This is a genomic window from Alteromonas sp. 5NW40-0090 (genome assembly GCF_057552975.1).
Genome location: NZ_BAAJLT010000003.1, coordinates 194,103 through 219,664 on the forward strand (window position 1 = coordinate 194,103; position 25,562 = coordinate 219,664).

At 44.0% G+C, this 25,562-nt stretch carries 20 protein-coding genes; 9 read left to right on the forward strand and 11 right to left on the reverse strand.

The genetic code is table 11. From position 1 onward, the window contains the following. Positions 1 to 27: 27 nt before the first annotated feature. Positions 28 to 1,299: a glycosyltransferase gene (locus AC27KT_RS04890; protein WP_487128153.1), complete on the reverse strand. Its 1,272-nt coding sequence runs from the start codon at positions 1,297 to 1,299 to the stop codon at positions 28 to 30. A 487-nt stretch (positions 1,300 to 1,786) separates the two neighbouring features. Here AC27KT_RS04890 and AC27KT_RS04895 point away from each other — a divergent pair, with 487 nt between their 5' ends. Then, complete coding sequence (locus AC27KT_RS04895) at positions 1,787 to 2,632, forward strand: HDOD domain-containing protein (RefSeq protein WP_487127884.1); 846 nt, start codon at positions 1,787 to 1,789, stop codon at positions 2,630 to 2,632. A 36-nt stretch (positions 2,633 to 2,668) separates the two neighbouring features. On the opposite strand, the gene AC27KT_RS04900 is transcribed toward AC27KT_RS04895, so the two are convergent. Then, positions 2,669 to 3,484 carry an acyl-CoA thioesterase gene (locus AC27KT_RS04900; protein WP_487127886.1) on the reverse strand — a complete coding sequence of 272 codons (816 nt, stop codon included), beginning with the start codon at positions 3,482 to 3,484 and terminating at the stop codon, positions 2,669 to 2,671. Between the two features lie 170 nt (positions 3,485 to 3,654). On the opposite strand from AC27KT_RS04900, the gene AC27KT_RS04905 reads away from it, so the two are divergent. Continuing rightward, on the forward strand, positions 3,655 to 4,977 hold the full coding sequence (locus AC27KT_RS04905) for a spinster family MFS transporter (protein ID WP_487127888.1): 1,323 nt from the start codon (positions 3,655 to 3,657) through the stop codon (positions 4,975 to 4,977). Positions 4,978 to 5,048: 71 nt separating this feature from the next. Beyond that, positions 5,049 to 5,858, forward strand: a complete 810-nt coding sequence (locus AC27KT_RS04910; protein WP_487127890.1) for an alpha/beta fold hydrolase — start codon at positions 5,049 to 5,051, stop codon at positions 5,856 to 5,858. A 165-nt stretch (positions 5,859 to 6,023) separates the two neighbouring features. Here the strand turns inward: AC27KT_RS04910 and glgC are convergent, their stop codons facing one another. Next, positions 6,024 to 7,310 (reverse strand): glucose-1-phosphate adenylyltransferase, encoded by a 1,287-nt coding sequence (gene glgC, locus AC27KT_RS04915; RefSeq protein ID WP_487127892.1) that lies wholly within the window; start codon positions 7,308 to 7,310, stop codon positions 6,024 to 6,026. A 686-nt stretch (positions 7,311 to 7,996) separates the two neighbouring features. On the opposite strand from glgC, the gene AC27KT_RS04920 reads away from it, so the two are divergent. Together AC27KT_RS04920 and AC27KT_RS04925 are read left to right on the forward strand one after the other, a co-directional pair. Beyond that, a complete protein-coding gene (locus tag AC27KT_RS04920; protein WP_487127894.1) occupies positions 7,997 to 8,530 on the forward strand; it encodes an SRPBCC family protein in 534 nt (177 codons plus the stop codon). Between the two features lie 76 nt (positions 8,531 to 8,606). Next, on the forward strand, positions 8,607 to 9,761 hold the full coding sequence (locus AC27KT_RS04925; RefSeq protein WP_487127896.1) for an MFS transporter: 1,155 nt from the start codon (positions 8,607 to 8,609) through the stop codon (positions 9,759 to 9,761). A 1-nt stretch (position 9,762) separates the two neighbouring features. Here AC27KT_RS04925 and AC27KT_RS04930 read toward each other — a convergent pair whose 3' ends face one another. From AC27KT_RS04930 to AC27KT_RS04960, 7 genes are all read right to left on the reverse strand, one after another. Beyond that, positions 9,763 to 10,746 carry a transposase gene (locus tag AC27KT_RS04930; RefSeq protein ID WP_487127898.1) on the reverse strand — a complete coding sequence of 328 codons (984 nt, stop codon included), beginning with the start codon at positions 10,744 to 10,746 and terminating at the stop codon, positions 9,763 to 9,765. Positions 10,747 to 11,009: 263 nt separating this feature from the next. Next, positions 11,010 to 11,906, reverse strand: a complete 897-nt coding sequence (locus AC27KT_RS04935; protein WP_487127900.1) for a hydroxymethylglutaryl-CoA lyase — start codon at positions 11,904 to 11,906, stop codon at positions 11,010 to 11,012. 4 nt (positions 11,907 to 11,910) lie between these two features. Then, the gene (locus AC27KT_RS04940; protein WP_487127902.1) at positions 11,911 to 13,929 is read right to left on the reverse strand and encodes an acetyl/propionyl/methylcrotonyl-CoA carboxylase subunit alpha; all 2,019 of its coding nucleotides are present in this window, start codon (positions 13,927 to 13,929) and stop codon (positions 11,911 to 11,913) included. After that, entirely contained in the window at positions 13,919 to 14,719 is an 801-nt protein-coding gene (locus AC27KT_RS04945; RefSeq protein ID WP_487127904.1) for an enoyl-CoA hydratase/isomerase family protein, read from the reverse strand. Before AC27KT_RS04945 ends, AC27KT_RS04940 begins: the two co-directional genes overlap by 11 nt. Before the next feature lie 11 nt (positions 14,720 to 14,730). Further along, positions 14,731 to 16,338, reverse strand: a complete 1,608-nt coding sequence (locus tag AC27KT_RS04950) for a carboxyl transferase domain-containing protein (RefSeq protein WP_487127906.1) — start codon at positions 16,336 to 16,338, stop codon at positions 14,731 to 14,733. A 255-nt stretch (positions 16,339 to 16,593) separates the two neighbouring features. Further along, positions 16,594 to 17,763, reverse strand: a complete 1,170-nt coding sequence (locus AC27KT_RS04955) for an isovaleryl-CoA dehydrogenase (protein ID WP_014949160.1) — start codon at positions 17,761 to 17,763, stop codon at positions 16,594 to 16,596. Then, positions 17,760 to 18,167 (reverse strand): MerR family transcriptional regulator, encoded by a 408-nt coding sequence (locus AC27KT_RS04960; protein WP_474872743.1) that lies wholly within the window; start codon positions 18,165 to 18,167, stop codon positions 17,760 to 17,762. Before AC27KT_RS04960 ends, AC27KT_RS04955 begins: the two co-directional genes overlap by 4 nt. Before the next feature lie 352 nt (positions 18,168 to 18,519). Here AC27KT_RS04960 and AC27KT_RS04965 point away from each other — a divergent pair, with 352 nt between their 5' ends. The 4 genes from AC27KT_RS04965 (at position 18,520) to AC27KT_RS04980 (ending at position 23,727) form a co-directional block, all read left to right on the forward strand. Beyond that, positions 18,520 to 19,695: a thiolase family protein gene (locus AC27KT_RS04965; protein ID WP_487127909.1), complete on the forward strand. Its 1,176-nt coding sequence runs from the start codon at positions 18,520 to 18,522 to the stop codon at positions 19,693 to 19,695. A gap of 93 nt (positions 19,696 to 19,788) precedes the next feature. Beyond that, complete coding sequence (locus tag AC27KT_RS04970) at positions 19,789 to 20,961, forward strand: alpha/beta hydrolase family protein (protein ID WP_487127911.1); 1,173 nt, start codon at positions 19,789 to 19,791, stop codon at positions 20,959 to 20,961. Beyond that, positions 20,951 to 22,186 (forward strand): kynureninase, encoded by a 1,236-nt coding sequence (kynU, locus tag AC27KT_RS04975; RefSeq protein WP_487127913.1) that lies wholly within the window; start codon positions 20,951 to 20,953, stop codon positions 22,184 to 22,186. Before AC27KT_RS04970 ends, kynU begins: the two co-directional genes overlap by 11 nt. A 104-nt stretch (positions 22,187 to 22,290) precedes the next feature. Then, positions 22,291 to 23,727 carry a diguanylate cyclase gene (locus AC27KT_RS04980; protein ID WP_487127915.1) on the forward strand — a complete coding sequence of 479 codons (1,437 nt, stop codon included), beginning with the start codon at positions 22,291 to 22,293 and terminating at the stop codon, positions 23,725 to 23,727. A 76-nt stretch (positions 23,728 to 23,803) separates the two neighbouring features. On the opposite strand, the gene AC27KT_RS04985 is transcribed toward AC27KT_RS04980, so the two are convergent. Continuing rightward, positions 23,804 to 25,459: a FapA family protein gene (locus tag AC27KT_RS04985; RefSeq protein WP_487127917.1), complete on the reverse strand. Its 1,656-nt coding sequence runs from the start codon at positions 25,457 to 25,459 to the stop codon at positions 23,804 to 23,806. Positions 25,460 to 25,562: the final 103 nt, after the last annotated feature.

The window sequence follows — 25,562 nt, forward strand, 5'->3', positions numbered from 1 at the left end:
CTGCAGGTGCCTCCTTTACTCTCCGACTCACTTGTTCTTTGCTTCAATCCATTGGCTCATATATTTACTCGCAGTAAGTGTTTGATGCCACAACAAACTTTGCATAAACAAACTGCTTCTGTGCTTGTCTAGGGTTTGCTGTAAGTCACATATCCTTTCAATGAATGGCACATCTGGCTGTTTGTTTTCAAATGAGCTAAGCACACTCTTGCCCATTTTACTCGCCAAATTCCAATTGTTTTCATCGTTATAGAGGGCGATGGCTTTATCGACATAGTCTTGAACTGCGTTCAATTCGGATATGCGCGTGCTGCAAAGCGCTCCGGGCCACAGCCTAGCATCTGCGTTTTCATCAGTATCAAGAATTTGATCATTTGAGATAATACCTTCTGCACCTATCCAGGTTGTAATACTTGGCGTGGCACAGCGCATAGCATCAAGTAACTTTCCTTTTATTCCTGCGCCAAATCGCAATGGAGCTATCAGCACCTTAGCGTTTGCCATTACCGTTTCAACATCTTTTGCCCATCCTTTTACTAAAAAACCTTGTTTCTCGTTGTGAAGCTGGGTCGCTTTTTTCGGTGGATAGGCGCCGTATATATGCAACTCGGCATGGGGTAACGCCTTTTTGATTGAAGGCCAAAGGTGTTGCTTTAGCTGTAACACTGCATCCCAGTTTGGCGCGTGACGGAAGTTGCCAATATGAACGAAATGCGAGCGTTCCTTAAACGATGGAATAGTGTCGATAGCTCTCCCAACTGCAAGCGGATGGTACTGAAGCTGGGATTCTGGTACTGCGTAATGTTCTTTCAATAATGCCATTTCTCGTTTTGAAATCACTAAGGTGAGATCACTTCGTATAATGGCAGCGACTTCCCGCTGTGCGAGTTCGGTATTTAGGTGCGCCAGACGAGCGTCATCGTGCTGTTTTACCGCATCGTGTCTTGCTTGGCGGAGGCTGTGAAGGTCTTCGGTATTAAGAATTCGAAGAGCATTGGGGCAAACCTCTTTCACACGCCAAGAAAACTGCTCCTCTGTCATGTAGCGGTCGAAGATGACGACATCCGGCAATATTTGCTCTAAAAGGGTATTAAACGAGCTGCAGTTTAACGCTATGGGCTTCACGCTCACGCCGATTGCTTCTAGATCTGCTTTATGTTCACTATCTGTGGCAGCGGTTAAAAACGTCACGTTGAAATTTGCCGCTAGGCAACGTTTGATGATAGACAGCATGTTCTGCCCAGCAGCCGAGGAGTTTGGCTCGGGCCATACATAACCAATGACGACAACATTTAACATGGTAAATTTACAACTTTTACGTAAAGAAATAGGGGGAACAACACTGTTTTTACGCACGAGATGCTACCACAAAATTGCAATTGTCATTATGTTAAAGGTGTGTTCCTTAGAAATTCTAATTCTTGTAGGTAGTTACCCTAAGTTTTTCTTAGAAATTGTATTTTGATTAGGTATTAATTCGCGGCTCGTTATAATACGTGAGTCTCCGGGCGGGTTAAAGAACGCCAAAATGTTTCCACAGTCTACGGTATTGGCATAATTGATAATGCTCAAATTTGAACAAAACACTTATACTAGCTAATGAGTAGTAATGAAAAACGATTCAATTTTGTTTTTTTAACTTTCTGATTAGTAAAGAAATCATACTTTTTTACTAGGTGATAATAATTGACCTCTTGGGTTTTACCGCCTATACCTTACATGAGTAAGGCGAATGGAGGTGCCTTAACACGATGATCATAAAGGCTGCATTGAAGAGAGTGCACGAATGAATTTAGATGAATTAGTTTCGAAAGCGGAAGACCTCTTTGTGTTACCTGATTCGGTAACTCGACTTAAAGCTTGTATGGATGATGAAGCTTCAAGCATTGACGACATTGGTGACATCATTGCTTTCGACCCGTCATTGGCTACGCAATTACTCAGAGTGGCAAACTCGGCGCTTTATCGGTTTCCTAATAAAATAGATACGGTAACAAAAGCCATCCAGGTCGTGGGCACGCGCTCTACCTACGACCTTGCTCTTGCATATGGTGTAAGCCAGGCATTTAGTGATGTCGACGGTCAATCTATAGACCTCGACAAATTCTGGGAACAGAGCGTTTCCTGCGGACTGCTTGCGAAGTACTTTGCCGACATGCGCAATATTCGTGAGCCAGAGCGTCTTTTCGTATCAGGATTGCTACACAACATAGGAGAACTGGTAACGGTTTCGGTTATGCCCGAATCTGCTACTCGTTGTCAGGCGTTTAATACCCGTGTAAGCCCTGCGGAGCTTCAATTTGGCGTTTTAGGGTTCACCTACACAGAGCTGTCTGCAAGACTGATAGAAAAGTGGGGTATCCCAAGCTCGATTCACTCACCTATTGCCAATATTCACAAAGGCGAGGACGCGGTAACGGGTATAGAAGAGAAAATTCTTCAGCTGTCTTATGTGTTAGCGTTAGATAACGTAAATCCGGAAATCTACCCAAGCTATCACAACTTGAAGCCTGAACTTCACGAAGCGTTATCGCTCGAACGTGAAGATTTGGAAGACGCGCTAGATATAACCAATTTACAATGTATATCGGTCATCTCACTGTTTAACCCTAACGCGTTTATGCTTTACTAGGCTTTAAAGCTTAGACAAACGCCATTGCCGTAGCGATTAATCGAAAATCGCTACGGTTTGTCTGCTAATTGCAATGACTTCGTTATCTTTGTCCCAAATTGTCGCCTCTGTATGGCCATAACCATCTGCTGCCTGTCTGGTATGCGCTTTGTAACCAAACCAATCTGTGGGGCTTACCGGTTTATGTGGATGAATGAATTCTAAATTCCAGCTCACGGTGCTAGCAGGAGCTGGCAATTTCATCATTTGTAAAAGCGTCGGCGGCCATGCATCTATCATGGTGATGATGTGTGCATCAGTTATGGCCTCTGGTGCTTGCTTAAATCGCATGAAGCCGTGGTAATGACTGGTTTTTCGTCGGGTAAATGGTATACCACCATCTTCAATAGCTAAGTCAAAGTAGCGCAAGAACTTCGGTGTTACTTTTGGTATCTGCGGGATGAATTTTGCTTTGTTAGGCAAAGGCATATCGTGCTTTTCTGTATTCTCAACGCTTATACCTGAAGCTCTTGCCACGCCAAAGCAAGCTTGTGAGAAAACACAGCTTTTGCCGTCCTGAATGGCATGTGCAGTATATTGTGAGACGTTTTTCCCTGTTCTTAAAAGGGTAACTTCGATAGAAAAGGGGGATTCAAGAGATAGAGGGCCGACAAAATTTGTAGTAAACGAACGTAAAACACGGTTATCAGTAACTTGTTGCTTTACTGCCGTGTACAACATACCGGCAGAGATGCCGCCAAACGCGGTTCTTCCTTGTCCCCAGGTTTTAGGAATAACGAGCCCTTCAACCTTCCAAGTGTTTTCCGATGTTTGTGATAATTGGGGAATATTGAGTAATTCATCTACTGTCATAGCTGTGCATCTGGTCTGATGAGTTAAGTGGTCGTCATCCTACCTTAAGCGCTATAGAACGAAAAGCCTATGTTAGAAATTTTCGTTATGTTAACAAATAAGTAACAATTAGTTGTTTATTTTTTTACCCAGTGCGTAGACTGGGGCTATCGTCACTTAAAAGGACTGTTATGGCCCATACGCACGTTGAAGGTAATCCAGCTAGTGAAGCCGGAGCATCTAGAAGTTACCGCAATTACGTTCTATTCATATTAACCTTGGTATACGCCTTTAACTTTATTGATAGGCAAATTATTGGGATATTATCGCCTTTTATAAAAGCTGACTTGGGATTAGACGACGCCCAACTCGGATGGCTTAAAGGCATTTATTTCGCGCTTCTATACACGGTGATGGGCATTCCGATCGCTTGGCTCGCCGACCGTTACAGCCGAGTGAATATTATTGCTATTTCTCTAACGCTCTGGAGTGGCTTTACTGCTGCGTCTGGTTTGGCAGCAAACTATATGCAACTTGCTATTGCACGTATCGGCGTGGGGATTGGCGAGGCCGGGGGAAGTCCACCGTCACACAGCATTATTTCCGATCTTTTCCCTAAAGAAAAACGTGCAGGTGCGCTGGCAATATATTCTTTAGGTATTCCGTTTGGTGTAATGCTTGCGTTTTTTGCCTCAGCATTTTTTCTACAGGGCGGTTCAGCCGATTGGCGTACGGTAATGTACAGTGTTGGTATACCCGGTGTGTTGCTCGCTATCTTGTTAAAGCTTACGGTTAAGGAGCCTGCAAGAACGGTCTCAGCGCCAACGGCCGATGAAGCTAACAAGCCAAGCGTAAAGTCATCTTTGAAAATGCTGCTGAAAATTCCAACATGGTGGGGAATGGCGCTCGGTATATCTTTTGGCTCGTTCGGTAACTATGCGATATCGACTTGGGTTATTGATTACTACGTGCGCGCGTTTGCAGGGCTGGATATTACACAACTGCTTATTGTATTTGGCATCATAAACGGAACAGCCTATGCACTGGGCGTATGGCTTGGCGGCTACATTGCTGACAGATGGGGGAAGCATAACAAGAAAGCGTATGCCTTGTTACCAGCCATTGCCCTTATTATTGGGGTTCCTGCATTGTATGCATCATTACAGGTGCAAGATTTATGGTTGTCGGTAGGGCTTATGGCATTGTTGCTATTTACGAGTGGCTCTTATTTAGGACCGAGTTTCGCGATGGCACAAACGCTTGCACCAGTTAATGTTAGGGCTATGTCGACGGCACTGTTCTTCTTTGTTTTGAACATTATTGCATTGGGCGGCGGGCCCACACTGACAGGTATAATCAGTCAATCACTGGTTCCGTCACTTGGCGAGACAGAAGCTTTGAGACAAGCGCTGCTCTACTTAGTCGTACCCTATGCTATTTCAATTGCCGTATTTTTATGGACAAGCACTAAGATAGTGAAAGATTGGGAAATGGCAGAAGCCAGGGGCGTATAGTAATATCGAACAATCGTGCTAAGGGGCTGATTTAAAGCCCCTTTGTTATTTGGATATTAAGGAGTATGTTGGTGTCCTCAACCGAGTTGAGTTTTCATTTTGCCCATGCGAACGGGTTTCCTGCAGGAAGCTATAATGCCATGTTTTCAGCGCTACCTAGCCACTTTAACCGTTTGCATGTTGAACGTTTTGGTCACGACCCTCAGCTTCCGGTAAATGGCAACTGGCGTAATCAAGTTCAAGAGTTAATCAAACATATAAAAAGAGAGAATACCGATGCTCGCGGTGTCTATGGAATCGGACATTCATTTGGTGCTGTAATTACCTACATGGCAGCGTGCGAGGCACCTGAATTATTCAGAGGCGTTATTTTATTCGACCCGCCGTTAGTGGTTGGTCCGCTTAGCTACTTCTTCAAATTCGCAAAACATACGCCGTTAATTAATAAATTGACGCCGGCAAAGTTAGCGCAGACGCGCAATACCAGTTGGCCAAGCAACACGGATATGGTGTCATACTTTCATGGAAAAGCGCTTTTCAGGGATATGGATAAGCGATGTGTTCGCGATTACGTGAAATCTGTGACAGCGGTAAAAGGTGACAAAATCTCGCTTACGTTTCGAGCGGATGTGGAAGCAGAGTTATTCCGCAATGTTCCTCACAACTTAGGTAAATACAAAGGCAAGCTGAAGTGCCCGGCAATATTAGCGACGGGTAACAAGAGTAATGTATGTAAACCTGAAATGTATTCACGCCTTATGAAGCACAATGCGATTGAACATGTAGTTTTAGAAGGTGGTCATATGTTTCCGTTGGAGCATCCTGAGAAAGTGGCCAGCTTTATAGAGCAAACACTAGAGCAGTGGAATAGTGCGGAGTAGTTGTTAGAGTTCTACGTTTTGGCTTAGGTTATCAGTGCAGCGAGATGATGTAAGAGATTAAGGTAAGAAGGTTGGTCAGCGTTTTTGTTTGTTCTTAGCCTGGATGGGGAGATTGATATTGGTGTAAGGCGCCAATATCAATCTGATTAACTCCTGACGCGACTATCAATCTTGCTTTGTTGACTTGCTAAGGCCACCTACAGGCTGCCCTAGCATTTCGCGGGTTACGAGTACTACGCCTTTTTCAGAAACGCGGAAACCTCGCGTTCTATCTTGTTCATGATCGTAACCAATCGTAGTTCCTTCGGGTATCACACAGCCGCGGTCTATGATGACTTTTTTCAATTTACAATGGCGCTTAATTTCTACGTCAGGAAGAATAACCGCATCCTCAATAAGTCCGTAAGAATGTACTCGAACATTAGAAAAACAAATAGAAGAGCGCAGTGTAGACCCGGATATAATACAGCCACCTGAAACGACAGAGTTAATGGCCTCACCTCGTCTGTCGTGGTCTTCCCAGACAAATTTTGCTGGTGGAAGTTGCTCTTGATAGGTCCATATGGGCCACTTTCTATCGTATAAATTCAGCTGAGGCACTGGCGCCACCATTTCCATATTGGCTTCCCAGAAAGAATCAATGGTACCTACGTCACGCCAATACGCGTTATCGCCACCGCTTTGTTCAAATGGAAAGGCGTAAACTGGGTGGTCAGCAATTATTGAAGGAATAATATCTTTACCAAAGTCACGCTGAGAGCCCATGTTTTCAGAGTCTACTCTTAGCTGTTCGAACAAAAATTCTGTGTCGAATACATAATTGCCCATAGACGCTAAGCAACGAGTGGGATCATTAGGCAACGGCGTAGGGTTGGCTGGTTTTTCTTCAAAACCGTTAATACGATAATTGTCGTCTACAGACATCACGCCAAACGCGCCTGCCGCTTCTTCCAGCGGTACGGACATACATGAAACCGTCATTTTTGCGCCAGATTCCTTGTGCTTCGCAAGCATATCACCGTAATCCATACGATAAATATGGTCGCCGGAAAGGATCATAACGTATTTGGGGAGTTCGTCGCGAATGATGTCAATATTCTGAAAAACCGCATCGGCCGTGCCCTCGTACCAACTATCAGAAAAGCGCTGTGAGGCGGGAAGGATTTCTACTGATTCCCCCAATTCTTTTTTGAAATGCCCCCAACCTCTAACAAGATGACGAATAAGTGAATGAGACTTGTATTGTGTTACTACGCCAATTCGTCTTATCCCTGAGTTAACACAATTTGATAGAGGAAAGTCGATGATTCTAAATTTACCGCCGAAATAAAGCGCCGGCTTGGCTCGCCAGTTAGTGAGCTCGTGTAATCTTGAACCTTTGCCCCCAGCGAGAATAAGCGCATATGTATCGCGAGTAAGGTTACTGATGTAACGAGAGCTTTGATCTGCCATTTCCTATAAACTCCTGTAAAAAAGCGATAACTGTGTATCGATAGAAATATAAAAAGAAAACGAAGTGTTGCGATTGAGTGCGCTACGCACGATAGGCCCGTATGAACAGACTTTCCTGATAACCTAAACCCATATTACACAAGATGTTTTATAATAACAGCCGGATTTTCTTGCATTGTGATGAAATGGTTAAATTTTTTAAATTTATGTGGATCGTACGAATTTTATTAGCAAGACACCCATCCTAAGTTCAACTTTAATCATCAAAACGATTATAAAAATCCTAAAAAAGACACCCACGCTCTATTACATGAAATAAGCAAAAGATAAATTAAGCAAGACACCCATCCAACGGTGCAATCGCATAATGATATTTGCTAAGAGCAATGCATTGGTGCCTTGTTGTTGTGAGATAAGAATAGTCAATATGATTTAGATTTCAAAAAACGTAGAAGACTCCCGTTCAAATACGATGTTAACGGAAGCTCGTGGTTGTCATATTTTTGTAGAGACATCCACCGTAAGACATAAATAGTTTACTCAGCATTAGTGTGGGGAATTGCGATGAAAATGTTGCGATGGGTGTCTATCTAACGCAAAGATCAAAAAAGAGGTCAAAGCGACTTTAGGTGACAAATGTTAATTAGATGTTATATTTGGTTCATTGATTTGTCTTGGAGTGTCAGATGGGAGCGTTAAAAAAACTATTAGTTGTCGTGGGGGCTGTAATTTTATTGTTTGTTGTTACAAGCTTTTTTATTCCTAATGATTATAGTGTAGAAAGAAAAGTCAATATTAATGCTCAGCCATCTGAAATATATCCGTATGTCGTGGACTTAAGAGAGTGGCAAAAATGGGGCGTGTGGTTCAAACGTGATCCAAATATGAAACTTGACTATTCTGGTCCTGACAGAGCAATTGGCATGCGCTCGGAATGGAAAAGCGAGACAGAAGGCAATGGTGAAATGGAAATTACGCAACTAGAACACAATAAACGTGTTCTGTATCGCTTATACTTCCCTGAGTTTGACATGGGCTCATCAGGTGTGGTTGAAATTGAGTCTACAGATAATGGTTCTACAGTAATTTGGAGAGATGAAGGCTCTGTTGATAATAACCCAATAAATAAACTTTTTGTCTTAATGATGGACAGCATGATTGGGCCCGACTTCGAAATGGGACTTGAAAACCTTAAGGTACTCGTTGAGAACAATGGTTAATGAACATAAGGTTCTGATCTAGATATATTAACGTACCGTAATAAAGACACTAAATTACGGTACACGCCTATCGTTTATGAAAGAAAAAAATCTTCTTGTAGCGGGCCTCTCTCTTAACAAGCTCGCTGACCTACTTATCTCAGCTAAAACAACTTTAACCGCAATTCTTGTAAGCGTTGGGGCTCCGATTTGGATGGTGGGCTGGTTAGTACCAATCAGAGAGTCGGGTGCACTTCTTCCTCAGGTTTTTATCAGTATTTATCTTCGCAAACATACTCAAAGGCATATCGTATGGCGTGTGGGTATGGTGGTGCAGGCATTCTCAGTACTCGGAATGCTGTTATCTGTCGTGTATTTTTCTGGCTTTACAGCGGGAGCGCTGCTTCTTTTTGCACTAGTACTTCTAAGTCTAGGCCGCTCTGCTTGTTCATTAACCGTTAAAGACATGGAGGCTGATGTTGCGAAAAAGGGTGAGCGGGGTAACCTTATTGGGATAGCGTCTACTGTATCTGGTGTTGTGACCTTAGCAATAGCGATACCTTTAGTTATTTTCGATGAGGCTTTATCGTCCAATGTTCTACTGTTTATTTTAGGTGGAAGCCTGCTCTCATTTGTGCTGACTTTGATATGTGTTTGGCCGGTGAAGACACATGTAAATACCGGAAGAGACGAGGGGCAAGCACTAAATGTTAATTTTGATTCTACTGTTTATAAGTTCATTTTTGTAAGAGGGCTTTTTGTCCATTCGGCACTCGTGGCTCCCTATTTCATGATTGAACGAAGTGGAGACGCGAAAGAGCTTCTTCCTATATATATAGGCTCTGAAGCTTTGGCAGCGCTCCTATCGTCTATTGTTTGGGGAAAAGTCGCAGATAAAAGCGCTCGGTTAACTCTACAATTGTCAGGGATATTAGCATTGAGCGCATGTGGCGCGCTTCTTTTCTTAGAGTCCACTTCAATTATTACTTCAGCAATTCTGTTTTTCCTGCTATCAATTGCTCACACAGGTGTACGAACAGGTAGAAAGACTTATAGCTTAGATGTTAAAGATGGCCATGAAAGAACCGAACTTGTTGGCTTCTCTAACACTGCAATAGGGATAATATTGTTATCATTTGGTGCGCTCTATGCAGCGTTAACGCCTGTTCTACCGTTCTCTGTGGTCTATATCATGACTGGCATGCTTTTGATTGCAGTCGTTATGACGCTTATTCTTCCGTCTGAAAAGTAGTCTAGGCAAAGTCAAAGCAAAGCGTGGCAGATGTTTGTTTAGCCATTCGCTTCCTATTAGTGTGTATTTTAAACCTTTGCATAGAGGCCGTATCCCCAGCAGCGATCGAGAACGCACTTTCAAAATGTCTTATTACCTGAGTCCACTGAGTTTGGTTTAGGCCAACTAGCTCAAGCTGCGAGTGATTTTCCCCTGGTGAGGCGTTCTCGTCGTGGTCACGCAGTGATTTAATTGAGCTGTTTAAAAGCTCATAATAGCTTTGCAGAGAGAAGTTTAAACAGCGTCGATTTTGACTCATTCTTTGGCATTTAAATGGTATTAATCCTTCTTCGGATTTATTGTTAGACATACGAAGAGTCAATCTTTTATGAATGCTCGTATTAAGCGATTCTTCTAGGCTCGCTGCAGCTCCTGCTCGTATCGGGTTTAAATCAACATAAGCCATGCACGATAATAAGGCCTTTTCTGTTAACAGTGCTTGAGATCGAAAGCGTCCCTCCCAAAACCTGCCTGTACAATCATCTTCTTCGTTCGCTTTCCTTGCAATAAACTCGTTTAAGTTTCTCATGAACCAACTAATGTCAAAGAGCCTTTGTCTATACACTTCAGCAGTACTTTTCACCGTTTCTAACTCCCTTTCACTAAGTACTTCGCCTTTCATGTATTTTTGCGTTAAAAGGGTACCTTTGTGCATTTTATGCCACTGTTTTAACACCGTGTTTATTGACCAGGAAAGTGCCGCGTTTTTGTTAACGCACAAAATAATATGTACATGGTTGCTCATTACTGCGTAAGCACAGATTTCGATGGCGAATACTTTGCCTAAAAACAACAGCCTTTTTTCAACCCAGGATTTTCTGTGCTCGTAACTGATTTTGCTAACGCGGTCGAACCCGCAAAGGTAGCTTCGTCTTACGCAGCGAGAGATACAATGGTAATAAGGCGTGTCTTGAAGGCTAATAAGTGACTTCCTGCTTTGTGCCATGTCTAATTATTCATCTAGTTAGTATTTATGATTTTAACCTTACCATTGCATGGGCAAGGCTGTGACCTGAACGAGAGGGCGGTTTTACGCTTGAAAACTGGTTGTTTGATAAAAGGTGGATCGTTATGAAGACACCCAATACATCAGTGGGGCGTTGCATAGACACCCAACATATCAGGGCGTTGCATAGACACCCAACATATCAGCGACATATATGCTTCAGATGGGTGTCTACGTAATAAAGGAGGCTGAATAAAAAATGACTATTTAGTTAAAAGCGCATTGGCTGCTTTCGATACGGGTGAGCGCCCTAAAACTTCAGATATATATGAAGACGCCGATAGTAGTTTTTCAATACTCACCCCAGTTGTGATCCCCATACCGTTGAGCATATAAACAACATCTTCAGTGGCAACATTTCCACTTGCTCCTTTGGCATATGGGCAGCCCCCTAGGCCTGCGACAGCTGAATCTATGGTCGCCACACCGTACCCCAAAGCCGTATATAAATTTACTAACGCTTGTCCATATGTATCATGGAAATGGGCGGCAACTTTGCTGACATTAATCTCTTTCAAGACTTCATCTAATAACAGCCCTGTAGACATTGGTGTGCCTACGCCGATAGTATCGCCAAGGGACACTTCGTAACACCCCATGTCAATGAGTTCCTTACTTACCTGTGTTACGGCACTAGGTGAGACTTCACCCTCGTAAGGGCACCCCATTACGCATGAAACATAGCCCCTCACTTTTATGTCGTTTTCGCTGGCCAGGTCAAACACGGCCTCGAAACGCTTTAAGCTCTCGTTTATAGAACAGTTGATGTTCTTTTGTGAAAAGGATTCAGAAGCTGCACCAAATACTGCAACCTCTTTCACTCCCGCTTCAATAGCTGCTTCCAAGCCTTTAACGTTGGGGGTCAATGCAGAATAATGAACCTTGTCTTCTAGGTTAAGCGCTTTAAAAACCGCATCTGAGTTCGCCATTTGTGGTACCCATTTAGGAGACACAAAGCTTCCTGCTTCGATACGATTAAGACCAGTTAGTGAAAGAAGTCTTATAAGTTCAATTTTTTGGTCAGCACTTAACGCTTGTTTTTCATTTTGAAGACCGTCTCGGGGGCCAACTTCAACAATACTTACTGCATTTGGAAACATCGCATTAGCCCTCTGAAGCTTCTTTCGCTGAAAATGCTAAAAGTGTGGCGCCACCGTCAACTAATTCACCGGCATTAAAAAAGAACTCTTCAACTGAACCGTCGTGTGGGGCAATGATGCTGTGCTCCATTTTCATCGCTTCCATGACCAATATAGGCTCGCCTTTTTTGACCTGCACTCCTCTTTCGACCAAATGTGCCACAATGGTTCCGTTCATCGGGGCACTGAAGTTAGCATCATTAGCATCGCTACTATCATCACCTAGTGATGCTGAGATTATGCTGAACGTAGCATGGGTGTCTTTGTTAAAAAGAGTGAACGTATCGTTATTGTTTGAAAACGTGAATGTTGATTTGTAGCCATTAATCGTTGCTTGCAAATTATTGTCTACAAGTTTTCCGTCTACGTTATACGTATTGTCGTCTACAGATAGCTCCCAAACATTTTCACTTCCGCTACGCTGATGTTTGACCTCTACATGCACTTCTTCTTTGTTATAAAGCAAAGAGAGGGTTTCTATGTGATTTGCATTAGCCCGCCACGCACCGGCAGTTGACCACACCGCTGGGGTCTTATTCCTTCCTGAAGCCTTTCTATTTAATAGTGAAAGTAATGCCATTGCGGGAATGTTAGCATGGGTGTCATTGCTAGTTTCTTCGTTAGCGGTCGCACTAAACAACGAATCATGGTGTTTATCTACAAATGTAGTTGTAAGTTCAGCAGCAACGAATGCAGGGTGGGTAGCGACACGCTTTAGGAAGTCGATGTTTGTGCTTACACCGTCAATATAGTAGTCACCCAAAGCACTAACTAGGCGTTTGAGCGCTATCTCACGGTTCTCTCCCCAAACCACAAGCTTTGCAATCATAGGGTCGTAAAAAACGCTGACCTCATCACCTTCAACAACACCTGTATCAACGCGAACTACGTCATTTTCTTTTGGCGTACGTAAAAGGCACAGTGTGCCGGTAGAAGGTAGGAACTCGTTGTTTGGATCTTCGGCATAAATGCGCGCTTCGAATGCGTGTCCTGTTAACGTGAGTTCACTTTGCTGTTTAGGAAGGGGCTTTCCTTCGGCAATAGTCAATTGCCAGTGAACCAAATCCTCACGGGTGATCATCTCAGTCACAGGATGCTCTACTTGCAAGCGTGTATTCATTTCCATGAAGTAAAATGAATCGTCTTCATCAAGCAAAAACTCAACAGTTCCTGCACCTACGTAATTGATGGCTTTCGCCGCAAGTATTGCCGCTTCACCCATTTTTTCCCTCACTGTCTGAGACATATTGGGAGCAGGGGCTTCTTCAATAATCTTTTGGTGTCGGCGTTGAACCGAACAATCACGTTCAAAAAGGTATACGCCGTTGCCGTGGGTGTCACAGAAAACTTGAATTTCAACATGGCGAGGGCGCGTCAGGTACTTTTCAACCAGCATGTGGTCGTCACCAAAGCTCGCCATAGATTCACGTTTGGCTGCGTTTAATGCTTGAGAAAACTCTTTTTCACTCCACACTTGGCGCATGCCTTTACCGCCACCGCCAGCAGCGGCTTTTAGTAGAACTGGATAGCCCATTTCATCGGCCGCGCCTTTTAATACCGCTTGACTTTGATCGTCGCCGTGATAGCCCGGCACCAGAGGAACTCCTGCTTTTTCCATAATGTGTTTGGCAGCAGATTTAGATCCCATCGCTTCAATTGCAGATGCTGGTGGGCCTACAAAGATAATATTGTTTTTGGCGCATAGATTCGCAAATTCAGCATTTTCCGAGAGAAAGCCGTAGCCTGGGTGGATAGCGTCTACACCAAGCTCCTTTGCTTTTTCAATGATCAACTCGCCTCGTAAATAACTTTCCTTCGACGGAGATGGCCCTAGATAAACAGCTTCATCAGCCATTTGTACATGAAGGGCATTTTTGTCGGCGTCAGAGTAGACGGCTACCGTCTTTATACCTTGAGCGTTGGCTGTCTTTATAACGCGGCATGCAATTTCACCACGGTTTGCAATTAGTAATTTATTTATCATTCTTAACCTCCACCCATGAAGCACTGCGCTTCTCTAAAAAGGCTGACAAACCTTCTTGACCTTCTTCAGATGTCCTAACTTGTGCGATAAGTTTGCTCGTCTTTGTGAGAAGCGCATCGTTAATCTCTTGAGTAGACACCCATTGCACTAAGTCTTTTGCTTTCGCCACTGCTTGGGGGCCGTTTTTCAGTATGTTTGATAAAATGTTGTCGATAGTGCTATCGAGTTCGTCTTCGGTAACTGATTCGCTCAGAAGTCCAAGTCGTCTTGCCCTACGCGCAGAAAATACTTCAGCGGTCTGGAAGTAGCGTCGGCATACTCGTGCGCCCATTGCTTCAACAACGTAAGGGCTGATGGTTGCCGGAATAAGGCCAATTTTAACTTCACTTAAGCAAAATTTGCTGAGCTTACTTCCAATAGCAATATCGCAACAGGCAATTAAACCAACTGCGCCGCCAAAAGCTGCGCCCTGTACTCTTGCTATTGTAGGCTTCGGCATTTTATAAAGCGTTTGCAGCATGGTTGCTAGTGCAAGTGCATCACTTTCATTTTGCGCTTCGGTATAACTGGCCATTCTTTTCATCCAGTTAAGATCGGCCCCTGCACTGAAACTTTTGCCTTCCGCTCGTAATATAAGAGCTCGAACGTTTGCGTCTTCACCCGCTTTTTTAAAAACGCGAGTAAGCTCGTTTATCATTTCGTCGTCAAAGGCGTTATGTTTTTCAGCTCTGTTTAAAGTAACAGTGGCAATGTTTCTTTCATCTACGCTGTAAATCACGGATTGTTCCATTACCTGCACTCCTACATTCTAAATATGCCAAATTGGGTGTCTTCGATAGGCTTGTTAAGTGTCGCTGAAAGCGATAGACCAAGCACTAATCGAGTATCCGCAGGGTCAATAACACCATCATCCCATAGTCTCGCAGACGCATAGTATGGATGCCCTTGTTTTTCGTAAGTGTCGATGACAGGTTGTTTAAATGCCTTTTCCTCTTCTGCCGACCATGACTCGCCTGAGCGCTCTTTTTGGTCGCGCTTAACCTGAGCGAGAACGCCAGCAGCTTGTTCACCACCCATTACAGAGATTCGAGCGTTTGGCCACATGAAAAGAAAGCGTGGATCATAGGCTCTGCCGCACATGCCGTAGTTACCTGCACCGAAACTTCCGCCGATAAGCACTGTGAGCTTTGGCACATTCGCACATGCGACGGCGGTAACCATTTTTGCACCGTGTTTTGCGATACCGCCGTGCTCGTATTGCTTACCGACCATAAAGCCTGTGATGTTTTGCAAAAATACGAGAGGAATTTTTCGCATGGCGCATAGTTCGACAAAATGAGCACCTTTGAGCGCGCTTTCACCGAAAAGTATGCCGTTGTTAGCCACAATGCCTACAGGGAAACCGAAAATGCGTGCAAAACCACAAACCAAGGTTGTGCCGTAAAGCGGCTTGAACTCATCAAAGTCTGAGTCATCCACAATACGCGCAATGATTTCTCTTACATCGTATGTCTGACGACTATCAGCAGGCACAATGCCGTAAATTTCTTTGGTGTCGTAGCGTGGAGGTTTTACCTCGGCCACGTCCAGGCATTCTGGCTTCTTTCTGTTTAGTCTGGACACAGCATTACGCGCTAATGAGAGTGCGTGGTGATCGTTGTTGGCGAGATGGTCGGCAACGCCTGAAATTCGAGTATGAACGTCACCGCCGCCAAGCTCTTCTGCGGTAACCACTTCACCCGTTGCAGCTTTAACAAGCGGTGGGCCGCCCAGAAAAATAGTCGCTTGTTCTTTAACGATAATGCTTTCATCAGCCATGGCGGGAACATAAGCACCACCGGCTGTACAGGAACCCATTACTACCGCAATTTGAGGAATATTCTTAGCAGACATATTCGCTTGATTAAAAAAGATGCGACCAAAGTGCTCTCTGTCTGGGAATACGTCATCTTGACGGGGCAAGTTAGCACCACCTGAATCTACTAGGTAGATACATGGTAGGTTATTTTGCTCTGCAACTGTTTGCGCTCTAAGGTGTTTTTTTACGGTTAAAGGGTAGTAAGTACCGCCCTTGACGGTGGCATCGTTAGCTACGATCATACATTCGATGCCAGCAACAATACCTATACCGGCAACAACGCCTGCACAAGGTACATAGTCCTCATACACTTCCCATGCTGCCAATTGGCCTATTTCTAGAAAGGGCGTGTCTGGGTCAATCAGTGCATTGATTCTGTCGCGAGGTAAAAGTTTTCCTCGAGACACGTGGCGTTCAGCCGCTTTTTCACCGCCACCTTGGCAAATTTGTTCGATTTTTTCGAGGAGATCATTTACCTGAGCCTGCATGTGTTCGGCATTTGCGATAAATGTTTCAGATTTCGTATTTATACTTGAGCGAAGAACGGGCATAACCCCTCCTTGTGTTGGGCATAGGCGACGGCTATCGCGTTAGCCACTAGTTAGCAAGATGATTAGCAAGACACCCATGCTAAGCGCTTTCGCTGCGGCGGGTGTCTTTGCAATTCATTAGCCTATTAATAAAGTTCAGCTTTTCTAAATCTAATTAAAATGGAGTAGGGTGGGTGTCTTTCTAACTTCTGTGACACAGGGAATGCCTATGCTTTCCTTGTTTCAAACGAAGTTTTTTACACCCAGAACTCCGTGTTATTTCGATTCGTTAAATAGCTCGCGGCCTATAAGCATTCGGCGAATTTCAGACGTTCCCGCGCCAATTTCATAAAGCTTGGCATCACGTAATAAGCGTCCCGTCGGGTATTCGTTGATGTAGCCATTACCGCCAAGCAGTTGAATAGCATCCAGCGCCATTTTGGTTGCTAATTCCGCCGAATAAAGGATAGCGCCAGCAGCATCTTTTCGCGTTGTTTCACCGCGATCACATGACTGTGCAACGGTGTAAACATACGCGCGTGCAGCATTCATTTGCGTGTACATGTCAGCTACTTTTCCTTGTACTAGCTGGAATTGACCAATTGATTGGCCAAACTGCTGACGGTCGTGAATGTAAGGAACTACGATATCCATGCACGACTGCATAATGCCTAGCGGGCCACCAGATAAAACAAGGCGCTCGTAATCTAGGCCGCTCATAAGTACGCGAACACCTTCACCTTCTTTGCCCAGAATATTCTCCGCAGGTACTTCGCAATCCTCAAAAACTAACTCACAGGTATTAGATGAGCGCATACCAAGTTTGTCGAGTTTCTGTGCGCGGCTGAAGCCAGGGAAGTCACGCTCTACGATAAACGCAGTGATCCCTCTTGGCCCCGCGTTAGGGTCAGTCTTGGCGTAGATAACAAAAGTGTGTGCATCAGGACCGTTCGTGATCCACATCTTGTTACCGTTAAGGATGTATTTGTCGCCGCGTTTTTCAGCCTTCAGCTTCATGCTAACAACGTCTGAGCCTGCATTAGGCTCACTCATCGCCAGTGCACCAATATGTTCACCGCTTACTAATTTAGGCAGGTACTTTTCACGCTGAGCATCATTACCGTTTTTGAAGATCTGGTTAACACAAAGATTCGAATGTGCGCCATAGCTCAAACCGATACCACCTGATGCGCGGCTTACTTCTTCCATTGCGATTGTATGCGCAAGGTAGCCCATATCAGAGCCACCGTATTGCTCTGAAACAGTAACGCCCAATAGGCCCATATCGCCAAGCTTTGTCCACAATTGGTTTGGGAATTGGTTATCTGCATCTGCTTGTTCAGCAAGAGGAGCAATCTCATTTTGTGCAAATTGATAGACCTGATCACGTAACATCTCGATGTCTTCGCCAAGTCCAAAATTTAAAGTAGGGTAGGAGGTGTTCATGCGATATTTCCTCGTTTAAGTTCTGCGAGTTCTTCACGGCAACGTGCTTCAACATCATCTAGTTCAGACATTAGCATCTGGATATCTTCTAGCTGCTGTTTAAGCACCGCTCTTTTCTGTTCAGTCATTTCAAGCATGGCTTCTAACTGAATGGCCGAATTGGGGTTAGTGTCGTACATGTCGAACAGTGTCTTGACTTCAGCAAGGGAAAATCCCAGTCGTTTTCCTCGCAAGATTAGCTTTAAGCGCACTCTATCTTTGTTCAGATAAACGCGATTCTGTCCCGTTCTTGAAGGTGACATTAGGCCTTGTTCTTCGTAAAAACGAATTGAACGGGGAGTAATGTCAAACTCTCGAGCGAGTTCGCCTATGGCATATGTTGTTTCGTCGTCGTACTTGCTCATTACACGTACCTTGTATTTCAGCGCTGTTTAACACCTCTGTTTTAACGTGGGTGTCTTTGTAATTAAATTCTCTGTAGTAGGTTGGGTGTCATTGCAATAGCACTATCGTTTTAAGGACGGTGGTTTTACTTACCGTGAGATTAAAACGTAGTGTTTGGTTGACACATACTTAGTACAGGTTTACGTTAACGTTAATTACATTTTACGTTAAGGTAAAGTAACATTTTACTAACGTCAATTTTTCATGGTGAAGGTAAGGCGTTGTAGCTGTTAGGGGTGTTTACTTTTGTATACATCTACGTGGTTTTCTTCACTTAACTCTATAATTTAAATGAATTTTAAGGGCACGGTTATGAGCAACGAATCAGTAGTTATTGTCGCGGCTAAACGCACACCAATGGGTAATTTCAACGGTAATTTGTCTTCGCTTACTGCGACCAAACTTGGAGAAGTTGCGATTAAAGCAGCCTGTGAAAAGATGGATGTCTCTGTAATTGATGAAGTTATAATGGGATGTGTATTACCCGCTGGTCTTGGTCAATCTCCTGCGCGTCAAGCTTCACTGGGTGCGGGGCTTCCATTAAGCGCTGGTGTGACAACTATCAACAAAGTATGCGGTTCGGGCTTAAAAGCGGTAATGATGGCGCACGACTTGATAAAAGCTGGCAGTGCTACAGCAGTCGTGGCAGGCGGAATGGAAAGCATGAGTAATGCACCATACATGTTGCCTAAAGCTAGAACAGGATATCGTATGGGTCATGGTCAAGTGCTTGATCATATGATGCTAGACGGTCTGGAAAATGCCTATGACGGCAAAGCAATGGGCTGCTTCGCACAGGACACTGCTGATATAGAAAATATTTCTCGCGGCGAAATGGATGAGTTTGCACTAAGCTCGCTTTCCAAGGCACATGAAGCAATAAACAGCGGAACTTTCGTCGATGAAATTGTTCCCGTTACAGTTTCGTCTCGTAAGGGCGATACTGTTGTTGATACCGATGAAGGCCCAGGTTCCGCTCGCCCTGAAAAAATCCCTACATTAAGACCGGCTTTCAAAAAAGACGGTACTGTTACGGCTGCGAATTCAAGCTCGATCTCTGACGGTGCAGCGGCACTGGTTGTAATGAGCGAAAGTAAAGCAAAAGAGTTGGGTCTAGCTCCCCTTGCACGCGTTGTTGCCCATGCCACAAACTCTATTGAACCTGAAAACTTTACCGTTGCACCTGTTGGCGCTATGGAAAACGTGCTGGATAAAGCAGGTTGGACGAAAGAAGAAGTCGATCTTTTCGAAATTAACGAAGCATTTGCCATGGTAACCATGTTAGCAGTCAAGAAGCTTGGACTAGATGAAAGTAAAGTAAATGTGAAAGGCGGCGCGTGTGCATTAGGTCACCCCATTGGCGCATCAGGTGCGCGTATTTTGGTAACCTTACTACATGCACTTAAACAACGCGGGGGGCGAAAAGGAATCGCATCTCTATGCATTGGCGGTGGCGAAGGCGTAGCGCTTGCAATTGAAATGCTATAGGCTGAAATAATCGTAAATATGTCAAAAAATTAATCATAGAGTACCATCACATCGCTGGTACTCTGTGGTTTAATAAAAATAAAATCGACAAATATGAAAGTTCCTCTCATCCTAATCCGTACAACAATCTTAACGGCGCTCGTTACTTTTGCACCTGTAACTTATACTCTCGCGATGCCAATACAGAAAGCGGATATCATATTAAGTTACAAAGACACCCACGTTAATAAATTGGTAAGTTACAAAGACATCCACGCTAATAAACTGAGCTCTGGTTCGAATGATGGTTTGAATGACACCCATTCAAACTCAACGCCGATTACTCACGCTAACGTCGCTGCTTCTTCTGTGGTGGATGTCTTTCAAACAGCTTTAAATTACAAAGACACCCACGTTAATCAACGGAAGTCGCCCTTGAATGTTTCTTCGAATGACACCCACGCCAATATCCATCCAAACCTAGAATCGAATGCAAACTCACACTTCCTGACTCAGGTTCCATATTCTGCCTTGGGTGTCTTGCCAACGAGGGAGCATGATTCGCAGTTCAGTTATGGCGAAGACCCGCTTCAGACAGTGTATGTGTGGCATGGCCGCAATGGTGTTCAGAGTAGAGTTGCTGGGGACGCCATAATTTTTGTGCATGGTGGATGCTGGCTAAACGCATACGGATACGACCATGCTAAAGGATTTTATAACGGGTTGGCGGAGTTAGGGATGGGTGTCTTCGCAATAGAATATCGGCGTGTTGGCGATGAGGGAGGTGGCTGGCCTAGTAGCCTGAATGATGTAACAAAAGCAGTGAAAGCATCGCTAGAAAAAATAGTTACGGCAGATGATTACAGCAATATTTTTGTGCTAGGTCACTCCGCAGGTGGCCATCTTGCCTTGCTTGCTGTACAGAAACTTTCGCGCAGTGATTTAGGCAAAAACATCAAGCAGGTGATAGGGCTTGCCGCTATTACGAATGTGCAAAGTTATGCACTTGGAGACAATAGTTGTCAGACCGCTACGCCTCAATTTATGCAGGGCTTACCTTCTGAAAAGGAACACGAGTACCAACTGGCCACGCCAGTAGCTACTGATATTCAGCCTTCCGTCACCTTACTGCAAGGTAACAAAGATAGCATTGTTCCCGAACACCACGCTACAATGCCCGGCGCAAAAAATAGAATAATAACAAACGGTGGGCATTTCGACTGGCTCCACCCCGACTCATCATCCTTTGATGCTTTACTTGAGGTTTTAGGTGAACATGATAAATAAGGTTTTTACTGCCAAGCAACTTGATGAAAAAGATCCACTTTCTTGTAAAGCGGACGCCTTTTTACTGCCAAAAAATACAATCTATCTTGACGGTAATTCACTAGGACCATTGCCAAAAAGCGCAGAAAAGCGGGCAAGTGAGGTGGTCAACATGCAGTGGGGTGAAAGTCTTATTACAAGTTGGAATAAACATCAGTGGATCTCATTACCGCAACAGGTGGGTGACAAAATAGGTACGCTCGTCGGTGCGAAACAAGGGCAAGTGATATGTTGCGACTCGATTTCGATTAACCTTTTTAAGGTACTTAGCGCTGCATTGAAAATGCACCCCGAAAGAAAAGTGATTGCGACAACAAGGGATAATTTCCCCACCGATATTTATATGGTGCAAGGCTTGCTGGATTTATTGGGCGATGATTACAGCATTCGATATGTGGATGAAAGTAATATTAGCACTCAGCTGACCGACGATATTGCGGTACTAATGCTAACTCAAGTCAATTTTAGAAGTGGCTTTAAGCTTGATATGAAAGCTATTACTGAGCAGGCGCAGAGTAAGGGAATTCTGACGCTGTGGGATTTGGCCCATAGTGCTGGAGCATTCCCTGTGTACCTAGATGATTGTAACGTAGACTTTGCTGTAGGTTGCACCTATAAGTACTTAAATGGCGGCCCTGGTGCGCCAGCTTTCATTTATGTTGCTCGTCGCCATCAGGCTAGATACAAACAGCCGTTATCTGGTTGGATGGGTCACAACTCGCCATTTTCTTTTTCTCCCGACTACACACCCGATACCTCTGTTAAACAAAACCTGTGCGGAACGCCGGGTATTATAGGCATGAGCATCTTAGATGCAGCACTTGATGTATTCGATGATGTGTCACTGAAGGCTATCGATGAAAAGTCGAAAAAACTACAGGCATTTTTCATAGCTGAGGCTAAAAGGGCGAGTCTTCTAGAGGAACTCAAAGTTGTAAGCCCGCCGCTGGATAACAGAGGAAGCCAAGTTGCCTTTGCACATGAGGATGCCTATGCCATTTGCCAAGCCTGGATTGCGCAAGGTGTTATTGCCGATTTTCGTGCACCTAATATTCTTCGCATTGGCTTTGCGCCGTTGTATTTGAGTTTTGCTGATATTGAAAAAGCCGTTATGTCACTGGCAGCAATTATAAAGGAAAAGCGATATGATCAGGCTATATTCAAGCAGCGACAGAGTGTTACGTAGTCAAAGAATGATGTAATAAGCGAATTTATTGCATTTTTTGAATTTACCCTTAATACTTCGCGGTTGATTTGTTGTTGATCTATTTACAATTTTTGGGTGTGCAGTTGAAAAAAACAAGAAAAAACCTGCTCAGCACGGTGCTGTTACTGGTAACCACTTTTTTTAGTACGCTTTCACAGTCGGAATCCCAGCAACCAGCAGCCTCTCAAAAAGCAAGCGAAGTAACCTATTGTATCGACCCTAACTGGGCGCCTTATGAAGCGATAAGAAATGGGATCCACGTTGGTATTTCAGCCCAATACATGCAGCTTATCGCTGAACTTGCTGACCTTAAGTTTAAGCTCGTCCCAACACAAAGCTGGCAGGAAAGCTTAGAATTTGTTCAACAAGGCAAATGCCAGGTTATTCCTATGTTGAACACGTCCGATTACCGCAAGCAGTTTTTAGATTTTAGTATGCCGTATTTTGAAGCGCCCAACGTGCTTGTTGCCCGTGCAGGGATGCCGATGTTACAAGGTTATTCCGGCATTGGTAACCGCACAGTTGGGATAGTGCAGGGATATCGTCAGGTCGAGTATATTTCGCGCTATTATCCTGGTCTGCGACTAAAGCTAATCCCTTCTGAAGAAGAGGGGTTAAAGCAACTAGTAAACGGTGAATTTGATGTGATGGTAGGCTCTTTGATGAGCGTAAATATGCACATTAACAATCTTGAACTCGAAGATTTGGACATCGTAGGTTACGCTGAGCCTTTTGACTCTCTAGCATTCGGTATCAACAAGTCTTACAGCTACTTGGTCGACAAATTAAACACTGCAATAGAACGCATTCCAGAGACACGAAAAGTAGAAATTTATAAACAATGGAATAATGTGCAAATTCGATACAGCCGCAATTATATTGTAATGATACTGAGCTCTATCATTGTATTAATGGGGCTGCTATGGCTAATTTCGAGAAACCGTCATGTTGGTGGGTACAAGCGCATAATTCAGCAAAAGAATGAGGAAATAAGCGCGCTCCAAGCTAACTTGCTGGAAAAAAACAAAACATTAGGTTTTCTTTCGGCACACGACGATGTTACTGGGTTATATAATCGTAATCATATGATCCAACGTGCGGAAGAAGAGATTTCACGTTTCCATCGTTTCCATACTACTGCAACCTTAATTGCCATCGATTTAACGCCTGTTAATGAAGGTTTATATACGCACGATCCGTCTATTCGAGAAGACGCGTTAAAAGCGGTAGCCCAAAACTGCCTTAATACGGTACGAGAGGTAGACGTTGTATCTCGATTCAATGGGGAGCAGTTTGTGGTGCTTTGCCCTCAGACCCAATTAGATTCAGCAAAAATCCTCGCAGACAGGCTACTTGAATGCCTACTTGCACACTTCCTTTTAGGGGATAAATTCAATGTTGCTATTGGTATGTCTGAATTGCGAGACGCAGAAGAGTTTCCCGATTGGCTGGAGCGCACCATTAAAGCCGTTTATCAATCTAAGCGACAAGGCTATGGTAATGTGAGCATTGCTCAGTAGGGAATAAGAATTAAACGACTTGATTAAAATCGAAAGGAGCTTAGCTTTAAAAGGTTAAATTAAAGCTAAGCACTAACTAAATGATTGGCTCAAAATGCCATTGATGAGAGTCGTAATGAATTTTAGCGCGGTCATATTCCCTTTCAGAACGCCAGTTTCTGTTATTTAACTTTGCAGAAACACCAGGGTAGAGCCTTTTATTAGCAATAAGCTTGATATCTGCTTGATAGTGCTCTTTCGCTGCTTTTACATCATTCGCTTTGTTTTCTAACCACTCAAGTAATGCACTTTCGTTGTTAAAAAGCTCGAGGGCTTCAGCGGCTTTACGCTGTAGCTCTTTAGGTATTTTTTTTGCTTGAATTAAATCAATCTTCTCTTTGTGTTTTAAGTTGTTTTCGCGAATTTGCCTTAATAGTTCGTCAAGCGAGTCTTTACGCTCTAACAACTGATTAAAACCAGGGCTGAAATCAACTTTTAAAGTACTGCCGGATACGGCGCCCAGGGTACCCGCTTCAATACGGTCTTGGCTTATAATGTCACAAGCAAACAAATTCCCCATAGGCTTGTCAATTTGCCCCACAATTACCGCTCCGCCACAGCGCAGGCGGCTGTAGGCAAGCTGTCTTCCGACAGTAATATTGCCAGAGCACTGGATATCGATACCTTGCCCATGCTGAACGTGAATACTTCCCGCTGCCACCAATCTGCACTGGAAATCACCTTGCTTATCATTCACCTTTCCCATGGCGCCTTCAGTGATAATAATATCGCCACCAGATTCAATGTAAGCCGATTCAACAAAGCCGTTTATTGTGACATCACCCGCTGCTTTAATTTGCATTTTTTCGGTAACATCGCCATTGACTAATACAGCACCCTCATAGTTTACGTGCCCTGTACCAACGTTTACGCCATTACAGATAAAGGTGTCATCAATGTTCATAACTTGATCGCGGTATTTCGGCATTCCTGAAATTGACGACATTAATAGGTTTGCGTCACTATCAGACACTACCGTTCCTGTCCCCATTTTGAAATCTATCCATTCTCCTTGAACAGCAGGAATAGTGTTTCCTTTCACATCAAAGCCTGTACGGCCCTTTGTCGGCGGTGTACGGCGCAGAACAGGCGTGTTTACCTTCACGCAAATGACTTCGCCCAAGTTGCGCATATCAACCCGCTCGCCTTCGTTGGTTTGTGGCCTAAGCACGCGTTCTAGCGCGTTGGGGACAAGTGGAACAAATTTAGAATTTTTGCCATTTCTAGCGGGAAGGCCTTTGGCAATGGTTTCTTCTAAAACTGTGCCAGGTGCTGCATTTCTAGCTGCTTTCAGCATAGCCTCTATTTTTTTAGTGCTGACACCGCGAACAACTCTATTTTTAACGGCTAGCGACTTTACTGTTGCAAGGGAAGGAAGCTTACCGCCGTACGGCGTGGTAAGAACTAAATTTGCCATCATGCCGTCTTCTGGAATTCGAAATTCAATTTCGGCGTTTTTGCGTTCGCCAATGCGTTCTTGCACTACGGTGCCGTCACCGGTTTTAAAGTAATGGTTCGCCGTGTCGCAGGCTGATTTAAGTGATTTCTCAGACACATAAAGGCGCTTGGTTTCACCGGTTTCTAGCTGCTTTCTAACCTCACGCATATCAACCTCTGATGTAAACTCAGAAGGGTTTAGCATGATGTTGATATAGGTTCTTGATTTATCGAAACTTATTGTTACGCCGTTCATGACATCTTATTCCCTTGCGCACGTGTATTGTTATTATCGGCGGAGGTTATCAATTTCTTGATTACGTTTTTTCCTTTACCGCCTTTGTCCAAGCACCTTTAAT